The organism is Pseudomonas sp. PVC-3-1 (assembly GCF_057444315.1).
Genome location: NZ_CM172023.1, coordinates 2960536 through 2973982 on the forward strand (window position 1 = coordinate 2960536; position 13447 = coordinate 2973982).

Annotated in this window: 14 protein-coding genes; all 14 read left to right on the forward strand. The window is 64.6% G+C overall.

All coding sequences use genetic code 11. The features are described 5' to 3' along the window. Positions 1-13 precede the first annotated feature (13 nt). Complete coding sequence (gene fliN, locus AC2T4A_RS13895; protein ID WP_024764960.1) at positions 14-481, forward strand: flagellar motor switch protein FliN; 468 nt, start codon at positions 14-16, stop codon at positions 479-481. Between the two features lies 1 nt (position 482). Continuing rightward, on the forward strand, positions 483-962 hold the full coding sequence (fliO, locus tag AC2T4A_RS13900) for a flagellar biosynthetic protein FliO (RefSeq protein WP_486743535.1): 480 nt from the start codon (positions 483-485) through the stop codon (positions 960-962). Between the two features lie 77 nt (positions 963-1039). After that, entirely contained in the window at positions 1040-1750 is a 711-nt protein-coding gene (gene fliP, locus AC2T4A_RS13905; protein WP_416745634.1) for a flagellar type III secretion system pore protein FliP, read from the forward strand. Positions 1751-1856: 106 nt separating this feature from the next. Next, positions 1857-2126 carry a flagellar biosynthesis protein FliQ gene (fliQ, locus tag AC2T4A_RS13910; RefSeq protein ID WP_416745119.1) on the forward strand — a complete coding sequence of 90 codons (270 nt, stop codon included), beginning with the start codon at positions 1857-1859 and terminating at the stop codon, positions 2124-2126. Further along, complete coding sequence (gene fliR, locus AC2T4A_RS13915; RefSeq protein ID WP_486743536.1) at positions 2126-2902, forward strand: flagellar biosynthetic protein FliR; 777 nt, start codon at positions 2126-2128, stop codon at positions 2900-2902. Before fliQ ends, fliR begins: the two co-directional genes overlap by 1 nt. Next, positions 2902-4038, forward strand: coding sequence for a flagellar biosynthesis protein FlhB (gene flhB / locus AC2T4A_RS13920; RefSeq protein ID WP_416745117.1), 1137 nt, complete (start codon positions 2902-2904; stop codon positions 4036-4038). The genes fliR and flhB overlap by 1 nt, the downstream gene beginning before the upstream one ends. 105 nt (positions 4039-4143) lie before the next feature. After that, positions 4144-5403: a TPM domain-containing protein gene (locus tag AC2T4A_RS13925; RefSeq protein WP_486743537.1), complete on the forward strand. Its 1260-nt coding sequence runs from the start codon at positions 4144-4146 to the stop codon at positions 5401-5403. 45 nt (positions 5404-5448) lie between these two features. Further along, positions 5449-6729 (forward strand): TPM domain-containing protein, encoded by a 1281-nt coding sequence (locus AC2T4A_RS13930; RefSeq protein ID WP_486743538.1) that lies wholly within the window; start codon positions 5449-5451, stop codon positions 6727-6729. A gap of 141 nt (positions 6730-6870) precedes the next feature. Next, the gene (flhA, locus tag AC2T4A_RS13935; RefSeq protein WP_416745114.1) at positions 6871-8994 is read left to right on the forward strand and encodes a flagellar biosynthesis protein FlhA; all 2124 of its coding nucleotides are present in this window, start codon (positions 6871-6873) and stop codon (positions 8992-8994) included. Between the two features lie 11 nt (positions 8995-9005). Beyond that, the gene (gene flhF / locus AC2T4A_RS13940) at positions 9006-10316 is read left to right on the forward strand and encodes a flagellar biosynthesis GTPase FlhF (RefSeq protein ID WP_486743539.1); all 1311 of its coding nucleotides are present in this window, start codon (positions 9006-9008) and stop codon (positions 10314-10316) included. Positions 10317-10480: 164 nt separating this feature from the next. Continuing rightward, a complete protein-coding gene (gene fleN / locus AC2T4A_RS13945; RefSeq protein WP_017520297.1) occupies positions 10481-11308 on the forward strand; it encodes a flagellar synthesis regulator FleN in 828 nt (275 codons plus the stop codon). Then, positions 11305-12054, forward strand: a complete 750-nt coding sequence (gene fliA, locus AC2T4A_RS13950; protein ID WP_416745112.1) for an RNA polymerase sigma factor FliA — start codon at positions 11305-11307, stop codon at positions 12052-12054. The genes fleN and fliA overlap by 4 nt, the downstream gene beginning before the upstream one ends. A gap of 197 nt (positions 12055-12251) precedes the next feature. After that, the gene (locus tag AC2T4A_RS13955) at positions 12252-12626 is read left to right on the forward strand and encodes a chemotaxis response regulator CheY (protein ID WP_085988857.1); all 375 of its coding nucleotides are present in this window, start codon (positions 12252-12254) and stop codon (positions 12624-12626) included. Positions 12627-12645: 19 nt separating this feature from the next. Continuing rightward, the gene (locus AC2T4A_RS13960; RefSeq protein ID WP_416745111.1) at positions 12646-13428 is read left to right on the forward strand and encodes a protein phosphatase CheZ; all 783 of its coding nucleotides are present in this window, start codon (positions 12646-12648) and stop codon (positions 13426-13428) included. Positions 13429-13447: the final 19 nt, after the last annotated feature.

A 13447-nucleotide genomic window follows, 5' to 3' on the forward strand; every position in this document is an offset into this window, starting at 1 on the left:
AAGAGGACCCACCATGTCAGACGAAGAAAACGTGACTCCCGAAGAACAGGCACTGGCCGACGAGTGGGCCGCGGCGCTCTCCGAATCGGGTGACGCCAACCAGGACGACATCGACGCGATGATGGCCGGCGCCGCGGCTCCGGCTGTCCCCGCCGCGCCGCGCGCACCGATGGAAGAGTTCGGCATGGCGCCCAAGGCGCCGACCATCGCCGGCCTCGAAGGCCCGAACCTGGACGTGATCCTGGACATTCCGGTGACCATCTCCATGGAGGTCGGCCATACCGACATCAGCATTCGCAACCTGCTGCAACTCAACCAGGGCTCGGTGATCGAACTCGATCGGCTGGCCGGCGAACCGCTGGACGTGCTGGTCAACGGCACCCTGATCGCCCACGGCGAAGTGGTGGTGGTGAACGAGAAGTTCGGCATCCGCCTCACCGACGTGATCAGCCCCAGCGAACGCATCAAGAAGCTGCGCTGACATGGCCCGCCTGCTCGCGAAGCTGTCCGTCCTGCCGCTGGCAGGGCTGTCCCTCCTGGCCATGGCCGAAGAAGCCGCCAAGGCACCGGCGTCCAATCCGGCCATCGTCCATGCCAGCTCCACGCCGAGCCTCATCACCGGCAGCGCCGGCGCGCAGCTGATGCAGCTGCTGTTGGGCCTGGTGCTGGTAGTTGGCCTGATCTTCCTGCTGGCCTGGCTGGTGCGCCGCGTGCAACAGGTCGTGCCGCGTGGCAACCAGGCGATCCGCCTGATCTCCAGCCTGGCGCTCGGCCCGCGTGATCGGCTGGTGCTGGTGCAGGTGGGCGAGGAACAGGTGCTGCTGGGCCTGACACCTGGTCGCATCACCCCGCTGCACGTCATGCGCCAGCCGGTGCATGCCGCCGAGTCGGAGCCGGCGCAGCCGGAATTCGCCCAGCGCCTGCTGGAATTGCTGAACAAGGACAAGGGCCGCCCGCAGTGACCCGTTCGCCGAACCTCTCCGCTCTGATCGGTGCGCTCAAGGCAGTCGCGCCGCTGCTCCTGGGCCTGCTGGCGCTGATGGCGCCACAGGCATTCGCCGCCGATCCGACGCAGCTGACGGCGATCACCGTGACCACTAATCCGCAGGGTCAGCAGGAGTATTCGGTCAGCCTGCAGATTCTGCTGATCATGACCGCGCTGAGCTTCATTCCGGCGTTCGTCATGCTGATGACCAGCTTCACCCGGATCATCATCGTCTTCTCCATCCTGCGCCAGGCGTTGGGCCTGCAGAGCACGCCGTCGAACCAGGTGCTGATCGGCCTGGCCATGTTCCTGACGCTGTTCGTGATGGCGCCGGTGTTCGACAAGATCAACAGCACCGCGCTGCAGCCTTACCTGAGCGAACAGATCCCCGCGCAGGAAGCGATCACCCGCGCCGAGGTGCCGCTCAAGGCCTTCATGCTGGCGCAAACCCGGCAATCGGACCTGGAGCTGTTCGTGCGGCTGTCCAAGCGCACCGACATCGCCAGCGCCGACGCCACGCCCCTGACCATCCTGGTGCCGGCGTTCGTCACCTCGGAGTTGAAGACCGCGTTCCAGATCGGTTTCATGATCTTCATTCCGTTCCTGATCATCGACCTGGTGGTGTCCAGCGTACTGATGGCGATGGGCATGATGATGCTCTCGCCGTTGATCATCTCGTTGCCGTTCAAGATCATGCTGTTCGTCCTGGTGGACGGCTGGGCCTTGATCATCGGCACGCTCGCCGGCAGTTTCGGGACGGTCTAGCGATGCTCTCTGCTCTTGTAGGAGCGAGCTTGCTCGCGAACCGGAATGGCACAAAAGCTTCGCGAGCAAGCTCGCTCCTGCAGGCTGCTGCGAAAGAGGACCGACCATGACCCCCGAAGTCGCCGTAGACCTGTTTCGCGAAGCGCTCTGGCTGACGGCGATGATCGTCGGCATCCTGGTGCTGCCCAGTCTGCTGGTGGGCCTGATCGTCGCGATGTTCCAGGCCGCCACGCAGATCAACGAACAGACCCTGAGCTTCCTGCCGCGCCTGCTGGTGGTGCTGCTTACCCTCATCGTGCTGGGCCCCTGGCTGCTGCGGCAGCTGATGGAATACACCCAGTCGCTGATCACCAGCATCCCGACGCTGATCGGCTGATGCTCGAGCTCAGCAACGCGCAGATCGGCGGCTGGATCGGGGCATTCCTGTTCCCGCTGTTCCGCATTGCCGCGATGTTGATGGTGATGCCGATCATCGGTACCCAGTTGGTGCCGACACGTGTCCGCCTCTACCTGTCGGTTGCCATCGCCGTGGCGCTGGTGCCGAACCTGCCGCCGATGCCGCAGGTGGATGCGCTCAGCCTCAAGGCGATGGTCTACATCGCCCAGGAAATCCTCGTCGGCGCCATGCTCGGCTTCGTCCTGCAGCTGATGTTCCACGCCTTCGTCATTTCCGGGCAGATCATCTCCATGCAGATGGGCCTGGGCTTCGCCTCCATGGTCGATCCCACCAACGGCATCTCGGTACCGGTGCTGGGGCAGTTCTTCACCATGCTGGTGACTCTGCTGTTCCTCTCCATGAACGGCCACCTGGTGGTGTTCGAGGTGCTCGCGGAAAGCTTCAACACCTTGCCGGTGGGCGAGGGGCTGTCGAGCAACCATTTCATCACCGTCGCCGGCAAGCTCGGCTGGGTCCTGGGCGCCGGCCTGATGATCGCCTTGCCGGCGATCACCGCCTTGTTGGTGGTCAACCTGGCGTTTGGCGCCATGACCCGCGCCGCGCCGCAGCTGAACATCTTCTCGATCGGCTTCCCGCTGACCCTGGTGATGGGCTTCGTCATCGTCTGGATCGGCAGTGCCGACATTCTGACCCAGTACCAGTCCCTGGCCAGTGAGGGCCTGCGACTGTTGCGCGAACTCGTGGGGGCCCGCTGATGGCCGAGAACGACAGTAGCGAAGACAAGACAGAGGAACCTACAGAGAAACGGCGCCGCGACGCGCGCGAGAAAGGGCAGCTACCCAGGTCCAAGGAGCTCAATACCCTCGCCGTGCTGCTGGCCGGCGCCGGAGCCCTGCTGATGTTCGGCGCGAGCCTGGCCGATGCGCTGATGCGCCTGATGCGCGGCAGCTTCGAGCTGGACCGCGCGACGGTGATGAACAGCGAGAGCATGCTCAACCTGCTGATTGCCGGTGGCAAGATCGGCGCCGATGCGGTCTGGCCGATCCTCGCGGTGCTGCTCGTCGCGGCGTTGGTCGGTCCGGTTGCGCTCGGTGGCTGGCTGTTCTCCGCCGAGGCGCTGGCGCCCAAGTTCAGCCGGCTCAACCCGCTGGCAGGCATCAAGCGCATGTTCTCGGTGCGCTCGGTGACTGAGTTGCTCAAGGCCCTGGCGAAGTTCGTACTGGTTCTGATCGTGGCGATCCTGGTGCTCAAGTCCGACCAGGACGACCTTCTGGGCATGGGGCGCGAGCCGCTCGAACAGGCCATGGTGCACAGCGCCAAGGTCGTGGGCTGGAGTGCCTTCTGGCTGGCCTGCAGCATCATCTTCATCGCCGCGGCGGACGTCCCCTTCCAGCTCTGGGACAACCGCAAGAAGCTGATGATGACCAAGCAGGAAGTGAAGGACGAGTACAAGGACTCCGAGGGCAAGCCGGAGGTCAAGGCCAAGGTCCGCCAGATGCAGCGCGAGATGGCCAACCGGCGGATGATGCAGGCCGTACCCCAGGCCGACGTGGTGATCACCAACCCGACGCACTTCGCCGTGGCCCTGCAATACGACGCGGAGAAGGGCGGGGCGCCGAAGTTGCTGGCCAAGGGCAACGACTTCATGGCGCTGAAGATCCGCGAGATCGCCCAGGAGCACAAGGTCACGGTGCTCGAGTCGCCGGCGCTGGCGCGGGCGGTGTACTACTCCACCGAACTCGACCACGAGATTCCCGCGGGCCTTTATCTCGCCGTGGCCCAGGTGCTGGCCTACGTCTATCAGCTCAAGCAGTACCGCGCCGGCAAGGGCAAGCGCCCGGGGCCGATGCCGGATCTGCCAATTCCGCCGGATTTACGCCGCGACGAGTGATTCCGGACCGCGTCTGCTGTATCTCGCCCTTCCCAGCGCAGTAGCATGGGCGGTTCATGGCCGGGCAGCATGCTCCGGCTGCAAGGATCGCGAAGGGACACTTCGATGCTTCATGGATTCTCCGCCGGCTGGCGCTCGACGCTCTGGTTTCTGCTCTGCCTGTTCTGTTCCCAGCACGCCTGGGCGGCTGCGGGTGCCGAGGGCGAAGTCCTGCTGCCGTTGGGCGAACGCGTGGTCGATGTCACCGGCACTCTCGACTCCTCCGCCAAGGCGCACCTGATCGACAAGCTCAAGGCCCTGGAAGACCGGCGCGGCGCACAGATTGCCGTGGTGATGCTACCCACGGTCGGCAAGATGGGCATCGAGGCCTTCGCCAACAAACTGTTCAACGTGTGGAAGCTCGGCCGCAAGGGCATCGACGATGGCGTGCTGGTGGTCGTAGCGAAGGACGACCATCTGATGCGCATCGAGGTCGGCTATGGCCTGGAAGGCGCGATCCCCGACGTGCTGGCCGGGCGCATCATCCGCGAGCGCATGGCGCCGGCTTTCCGTGAAGGCGATTACGCGGGTGGTATCGACGAGGCAGTGGATGCGCTGATCGGGCTGGTCGACGGCGATACGCTGCCTGAGCCAGCGTCCGAGCCGTTGCACATTCCGCTGGAAGCCTGGCTGCTGCTGGCGTCCTTCGTTGTTGGCGGCGTGGGCGGCGCGCTGCTGGCGGCGCGCCGTATCGGCTGGCGTGGCGCGCTGGTGATCTGTGCGGCAGTCGTCGCGCTGGTGACAGTGGTGGCGGGCGGCAATGACTGGCTGGCGACCGTGGCAACGACGCCGATCTGTCTGCTGGTCGGCGGTGCCACCTTCGGCGCGCTATGGACGGTGCGGGCGGCGTTCTACACCGTGCTCGGGCTGATCGCCTACTGCATCCTGCTCGGCTTCCTGACGCCGCGTTTCGGCGGCGTCCTGTGGGTCTACGCACTCGCCGCTCCCATCATGGCGCTGTTCGTATTGGGGCTCTGGTGGCTGCTGATCTCGATGATGCGCGATGCATGGCGCGGCGGGATCAAGGCCGGCAAGAGCCGCAAGGCGGTCAGCGCGCCGGGCAGTCGCAAAGGCTTCTACAAGCGCCTGGCGGTCCTCATCGGCCTGTACCTGCTGTTTGGTTTGGCTATCGGCGCGCCATCGGCTCCGCTGAACTGGCTGGTGGTGCTGCCCTTCATGGGGCTGCCGGGGATATGGGTGTTCGGCACCGGGCGGGGTGGCGCTGGAGGTCGCTCCGGCTCGGGCGGCGGTTCGTCCGGCGGCTCCTCCAGTGGCAGTTCCGGCGGCGGTTCCAGCGGTGGCGGGGGCGCGTCCGGCAGTTGGTGAGGGTGTGATTCGCGCTCCCTGCGGCGATTTTCAAGGAATGAAGGTATGAACATCTGGATTCGCTGTGCTCTGTTGCTCTCCATCCTGCTCGGTACGGCTGGCGCCCAGGCACAGGTGCCGACCGACGTCGCCCGTCCCGCGCAGGACGAGCTCGTTGCCGCGCCCGGCAAGGCGGAAGCTGAAGATGAGCTTCCCCTCGCCATCAAGGTGCCTGAGCTGCAAAGCCCCGTCACCGACCTCACCGGCACCCTCGATGACGACTGGATCGCTGCGATGACACAGCGGCTGATGGCGCTGCAGCAGCGCAAGGGGTCACAGATCGCCATTCTGATGCTGCCCAGCACCGGCGAGGAGAGCATCGAACAGTTTGCCACCCGCGTTTTCGAGCAATGGCGTCTGGGGCGCCAGGGCGTGGACGACGGGGTGCTGGTGCTGGTGGCCAAGGATGATCGGACCATGCGCATCGAGGTCGGCTACGGCCTGGAAGGGGCGATTCCCGACGTGGTCGCCGGGCGCATCATCCGGGAAGAGATGGTTCCGGCGTTCCGCAATGGCGATTTCGCCGGCGGTATCGAGAAGGCGGTGGGAGTGCTGGAGCGCCTGATCGACGGCGAAACTCTCCCGGAAGAAAGTCGCGACTTCCATCTGACGACTGAGGGCTGGGCGCTGTTGATCGGCCTGGGTGTCGGCGCATTGGCGGGAGCTGCACTGCGCCGCCGCTGGCTTGGCGTGAAGATAGTCATCCCGGGCGCTGTGGGCGTGGCCATGGTGCTGGCGCTCGGTTGTGGCCTGCAGAGCGCTCCGGCGATGCTGTTCGCCTTGTCGTTCTGCCTGCTGATGGGTGGGGGCGTCGGCGCCTTGGCGGCGTCATCGGGCAAGGCGGCGATGATAGTGGGCGGTATCGTCCTTTACCTGACTGCTATTGCGCTAGGCGCGGCGCAGTTCGGTAGCGACGTGCCGCTCTTTGGCCTGGCGTTGCCCTTTGCCGCGGGTATCGGATTGGTGTTTCTGTGCCTGCCGTTCTTCCTCGCCTTCGGTGCCTGGAAGCGCAGTCGCGTAGAGTTCGCCGTCCGCCTGGCGTTTGCCATGGTGATCGCCGGATTCGTCATCCATACGGTAGGCGTCCTGCAGCGGCCCTGGGTGTTTCCCGACTCTCTGGTGCTGATTCCCATGCTGTATTTCCCCTTCCTGGTCGCCTTCATGACTGGCGGCAGTTCGAGGTCAGGGTCGGGGTCTTCGGGGGGAGGATCGTCCTCCGGTGGGGGCAGCAGCTATTCCGGCGGTGGTGGTTCCAGCGGCGGTGGCGGCGCTTCAGGAAGTTGGTGATCCGGCCGCTCTGAATCAGCTATTTCCAGCCCTTCGAGAAAGTTGGAACGCTTCCTGCAAAACCCTGTGCGGATGCCCGGTTGGGCGTCAAAAGTTTGATCCGGCGGCCACCTCGGCCGCCAACGCGCAGGGGAATCACGGGTGGATCGTACGCAACTGATCGGCACTGTTCGCAGCAATCTGGTAGGGCTCAGCCGGGGCAACCTCGGCGTGCCGCTGCTGCTGCTGGCGATGCTGGCGATGATGACCCTGCCCATCCCGCCGTTCCTGCTGGATGTGCTGTTCACCTTCAACATCGCGCTGTCCATCGTCGTCCTGCTGGTCAGCGTGTATGCCCTGCGCCCGCTGGATTTCGCCGTATTCCCGACCATCCTGCTGGTCGCCACCCTGTTGCGCCTGGCGCTGAACGTCGCGTCCACCCGCGTCGTGCTGCTGCACGGCCATGACGGCCACGCCGCCGCGGGCAAGGTGATCCAGGCCTTCGGTGAGGTGGTGATCGGCGGCAACTACGTCGTCGGTATCGTGGTCTTCGCGATCCTCATGATCATCAACTTCGTGGTGGTCACCAAGGGTGCCGGGCGTATCTCCGAGGTGAGCGCGCGTTTCACCCTCGACGCCATGCCCGGCAAGCAGATGGCCATCGATGCCGACCTCAACGCCGGCCTGATCGAGCAGGCGGAAGCCAAGAAGCGTCGCGCCGAAGTGGCCCAGGAAGCCGACTTCTATGGCTCCATGGACGGTGCCAGCAAGTTCGTCCGCGGTGACGCCGTCGCCGGCCTGCTGATTCTCTTCATCAACCTCATCGGTGGCGTGGCCATCGGCATGATCCAGCACTCGATGAGCTTCGGCGACGCCGGCAAGGTCTACGCCCTGCTGACCATCGGTGACGGCCTGGTGGCGCAGTTGCCGTCGCTGCTGCTGTCCACCGCCGCCGCGATCATGGTGACCCGCGTCTCCAGCTCCGAGGACATGGGCCAGCAGGTCAACCGCCAGATGTTCGCCTCGCCCAAGGCGCTGGCGATCTCCGCCGCCATCCTGATCGCCATGGGCCTGGTCCCGGGCATGCCGCACGTGTCCTTTGTCGGCCTGGGCGGCTTGGCTGCCGCTGGCGCCTACCTGATCTGGCACCGCCAGCGCCAGGCCAGCCAGAAGGCCGAGCAGGAAGCCCAGACCCAGCAGGAGCTGCTGCCGGCGCAACGTGCCGAGCAGACCAAGGAGCTGGGCTGGGACGACGTGACCCCGGTTGACATGGTCGGTCTGGAGGTGGGCTACCGCCTGATTCCGCTGGTGGACCGCAACCAGGGCGGCCAACTGCTGGCGCGGATCAAGGGCGTGCGCAAGAAGCTGTCCCAGGACCTGGGCTTCCTGATGCCGTCAGTGCATATCCGCGACAATCTCGACCTGCTGCCCAACGCCTACCGTTTGACGCTCATGGGCGTCAGTGTGGCGGAAGCCGAGATCTATCCGGACCGCGACCTGGCGATCAACCCCGGCCAGGTGTTCGGCACCCTCAATGGCATCGCTGGCAAGGACCCGGCCTTCGGCCTGGAAGCGGTATGGATCGAGGCTTCGCAGCGCGACCAGGCGCAGTCCCTGGGCTACACCGTGGTGGATGCCAGTACCGTGGTTGCTACCCACCTGAACCAGGTGCTGCACAAGCATGCCCACGAGTTGCTCGGCCACGAGGAAGTCCAGCAACTGATGCAGCTGCTGGCCAAGACCTCGCCCAAGCTCGCCGAAGAGCTGGTGCCGGGGCTGATTTCCCTGTCGACCCTGCTCAAGGTGCTTCAGGCGCTGCTGCAGGAGCAGGTGCCGGTACGCGACATTCGTACCATCGCCGAAGCCATCGCCAACGTGGCAGCGAAGAGTCAAGATCCCGCCGCGATGGTGGCGGCGGTTCGCGTCGCGCTGTCCCGCGCAATCGTGCAAACCATTGTGGGACTAGAGCCGGAGCTGCCTGTGATCACTCTGGAACCCAGGTTGGAACAGATATTGCTCAACAGTCTTCAGAAGGCCGGACAGGGCTCCGAAGACGGCATGTTGCTGGAACCCGGAATGGCCGAAAAGCTGCAGCGCTCGATGGTTGAGGCGGCGCAGCGTCAGGAGATGCTTGGCAAGCCGGCGATTCTGCTGGTGGCAGGTCCCATCCGCGCGATGATGTCGCGATTCGCCCGGATGGCGGTTCCCACCATGAACGTGCTGGCCTACCAGGAAATCCCGGACAACAAACAAGTCACGATTGTTGCCACCGTTGGGCAGAATTGAGGTCCAAGACCATGCAGGTAAAACGCTTCTTCGCCGCTGATATGCGTCAGGCCATGAAACTGGTCCGTGACGAACTGGGCCCGGATGCCTCGATCATCGGCAATCGCCGTGTCGCCGGCGGCGTGGAGCTGACCGCGGCGCTGGATTACCAGGCCCCGGTGGCTGCCAGCAAGCCGAACCCGGCGCTGGAAGCCGAACTGCGCAAGACCCAGGCGAAGATCGCCCAGGCCAAGGCGGACCTGTCGGCCCCTGCCCGCGCAAGCGATGGTGTGCGCAAGGACCGTCAAATGTACGGCACCCAGGCGCCGCGTCGCAGCGCTGCCGAGACCCTCGCCGAAGCCATGGACGCTCCGGTCGCCCCGGCGCCCGCCGCTGCCGGCCAGCAGGCGCTGGAAGCCATGCGCTTCGAGCTCAACGGCCTGCGCGAACTGATTGAAGTGCAGCTGGGCTCGATTGCCTGGAACCAGTTGCAGAACCAGCGTCCGAAACAAGCCAACCTGTGGCGTCGCCTGCAACGCATGGGGCTGCCGGCCGATCTGTCGCGCAACCTGCTGGAGCGCGTGGCGTCCATCGCCGACCCGAAGCAGGCCTGGCGCATGCTGCTGGCGCACCTGGCGCGCTCGATCAATACCGCGGAAATCGACCTGCTGGAGCAGGGTGGCGTGATCGCCCTGGTCGGCCCGGCCGGCATGGGCAAGACCACCACCCTGGCCAAGCTGGCTGCCCGCTACGTGCTGAAATATGGCGCGCAGAGCATTGCCCTGGTGTCCATGGACAGCTTCCGCATCGGCGCCCAGGAGCAGATCAAGACTCTCGGCCGTATCCTCAATGTGCCGGTGACCCTGGTCGATCCGGGCCAGTCGCTGATCCAGGCCATGGCGCCGCTGGCGCGCAAGCGCCTGGTGCTGATCGACACCGCCGGCCTGCCGGCCAACGACCCGGCGCTGCGCATGCAGCTCGAAGCGCTGTCGTCGCTGAGCCTGAACGTGAAGAATTACCTCGTGCTGGCCGCGACCAGCCAGAGCCAGGTGCTCAAGTCCGCCTGGCAGAACTATCGTTCCTGTGGGCTGGCCGGGTGCATCCTGACCAAACTGGACGAAGCGGGAAGCCTCGGCGAAGCTCTGGCTCTGGCTATCAGCCAGCATCTCCCGGTAGCCTATCTGGCTGACGGGCCGAAGATCCCGGATGACCTGCATGTGGCACGCGCGCACCAGTTGGTGAGTCGTGCGGTGAGCCTGCAGTCGCCCGAAGAGCCCTGCGAAGACGCCATGGCGGACATGTTCGCCGGTCTTTACCAACAGCCGGTGCGTCGCGCCAGCTGAAGATTGTGAGCCCCGTGTGGGGCGTGGGGTGGCCGCTTGGGCCGCCCAAGCGATGCGGATGCTCTGTTAGACGATCCGCGAGCGCCGGAGGCGGTAGAGCACTGCAACCGGATTAGCCGAAACGCCAGAAGCGTGACGGTCGAACGACGAGACAAGGTATTGATATGGGTATGCATCCCGTTCAGGTAATCGCGGTCACTGGTGGCAAGGGTGGCGTAGGCAAGACCAACGTGTCAGTGAACCTGTCGCTGGCGCTGGCCGATCTCGGCCGCCGCGTCATGCTGCTGGACGCCGACCTGGGCCTGGCCAACGTTGACGTGCTGCTGGGCCTGTCGCCCAAGCGGACGCTGGCCGACGTGATCGAAGGCGAATGCGACCTGCGCGACGTGATCCTCCAGGGGCCCGGCGGCATCCGCATCGTCCCGGCGGCCTCGGGCACCCAGAGCATGGTGCACCTCACGCCGATGCAGCACGCCGGCCTGATCCAGGCCTTCAGTGATATCAGCGACAACATCGATGTGCTGGTGGTGGATACCGCTGCCGGCATCGGCGATTCGGTGGTGAGCTTCGTCCGTGCCGCCCAGGAAGTGCTGCTGGTCGTTTGTGATGAACCCACGTCCATCACCGATGCCTACGCTTTGATCAAGCTGCTCAATCGCGACTACGGCATGACCCGATTCCGCGTGCTGGCGAACATGGCCCACAGCCCTCAGGAAGGCCGCAATCTGTTCGCCAAGCTGACCAAGGTCACCGACCGCTTCCTGGACGTGGCGCTGCAGTACGTCGGCGCCATCCCCTACGACGAGTCGGTGCGTAAGGCCGTGCAGAAGCAGCGTTCGGTGTATGAGGCGTTTCCGCGCAGCAAGGCTTCCCTGGCCTTCCGTGCGGTGGCGCAGAAGGTCGACAGCTGGCCGCTGCCGGCCAACCCACGAGGGCACCTGGAGTTCTTCGTCGAGCGCCTGGTGCAACATCCCACGGGTTCGGCCGTATGACCGCGGCCTCCGGAGCGCGTATGTACAGCAAGGCACAGGCGCACAACTCCCAGGAACTGCTGATCCAGAAACACGCCCCTCTGGTGAAGCGCATCGCCTACCACCTGCTCGGCCGCCTGCCGGCCAGCGTGCAGGTGGAGGACCTGATGCAGGCCGGCATGATCGGCCTGCTGGAGGCAGCGAAGAAGTACGATCAGGGCAAGGGCGCGAGTTTCGAAACCTACGCCGGCATCCGCATCCGTGGCGCCATGCTCGATGAGGTGCGCAAGGGCGACTGGGCGCCGCGTTCGGTCCACCGCAACACCCGCATGGTCAGTGACGCCATCCGCGCCGTCGAGGCGCGCACCGGACGTGACGCTAAAGATCAGGAGGTTGCTGCCGAACTCAATATGAGCCTCGAAGATTATTACGGCATCCTCAGCGACACCCAGGGCAGCCGTCTGTATAGCTTCGATGACATGTTGCAGGACGGCGACCAGGGTAGCGGCTTTGCCGAAGACGCATCGCACCACGACAACGAGCCGTCCCACGGGCTGGAGGATGAACGCTTCCAGGCGGCCCTGGCCGACGCCATCACCAAGCTGCCCGAGCGTGAGCGACTGGTGCTGGCCCTGTACTACGACGAGGAACTCAACCTCAAGGAGATCGGCGAAGTACTGGGCGTCAGCGAGTCCCGCGTCAGCCAGTTGCACAGCCAGTGCGCCGCGCGCCTGCGTTCGCGTCTGGCGGAGTGGCGCGCTCGCTGAGCATCGGGTAGTTTCGCGTCGACTGCTTCTGAGAGGCAGTGCTGAAGGGATTTTCCTTAGGCAAGTTATAGGCTTACGAATTTTTGGGTGACGTTCCTTTGACGCGCCCACAGCAAAGAGCGCACGGCGCTCAATGAATTGACGGCACGCCCGCCAGGGCGCGTTTGGTATCGATGGAGGCAGGTTTGGACAAGAACATGAAAATTCTCATCGTGGACGACTTTTCCACGATGAGGCGCATCATCAAGAACCTCCTGCGGGACCTGGGGTTCACCAACACCGCAGAGGCCGACGACGGCACCACTGCGCTGCCGATGCTGCACAGCGGCAACTTCGACTTCCTCGTTACCGACTGGAACATGCCCGGCATGACCGGCATCGACCTGCTCCGTGCAGTCCGCGCCGACGAGCGTCTGAAGCACCTGCCGGTGCTGATGGTCACCGCCGAAGCCAAGCGCGACCAGATCATCGAAGCGGCTCAGGCCGGGGTCAACGGCTATGTGGTCAAGCCTTTCACCGCTCAGGTGCTGAAAGAAAAGATCGAGAAGATTTTCGAGCGGGTCGGCAGCTGAGGCTGACCAAGAGGGCGTCATGGATTTCAACGAATCCGCGGGTGACTTCGAGTCGACCCTGAAAAAACACGCGCGCGAATTGGTCGACTGCCTCGAACGCGGCGAAGTCCAGACTGCCGTGCAGCTGATCTCCGAGCTCAACCAGGCGCGCGATCGCGGTCTTTACCAGGAAGTGGGCAAGCTCACCCGTGAGCTGCACAACGCCATCGTCAACTTCCAGATCGACCCCAGCTCGCCACGCGCCCAGGAAGTCTCGCAGATCGCCGACGCCACTGACCGCCTGTCCTACGTGGTGACGATGACCGAGAAAGCGGCCAATCGCACCATGGACCTGGTGGAAGAGTGCACCCCGGTGGTCATGCACATCGAGACCCAGGCCAAGGAACTGCAGGAAGACTGGTCGCGCTTCATGCGCCGCGAGCTGGGTCCCGAAGCCTTCCGCGACCTCGCCAAGCGTGTCGAGCAGTTCCTCTACATCAGCGCCCAGGACAGCCGAAAGCTCTCCGCGCACCTGAACGACATCCTGCTGGCGCAGGACTTCCAGGACCTTACCGGGCAAGTGATCAAACGCGTCACCAAGCTGGTGACCGAGGTCGAATCGAACCTGGTGAAGCTGGTCTGGATGGCAGGGCAGGTCGATCGCTACGCCGGCATCGAGCATGACCACGAGAGCATGCGCGACGCGGTGGAAAAAGAAAGATCGTCCAAGGGTGAAGGTCCGCAGATTGCTGCCGATACAAGAAAGGACGTCGTGTCCGGTCAGGACGATGTCGACGATCTGTTGTCCAGCCTTGGTTTTTAAGCGTCCGCTGACGCTGTAG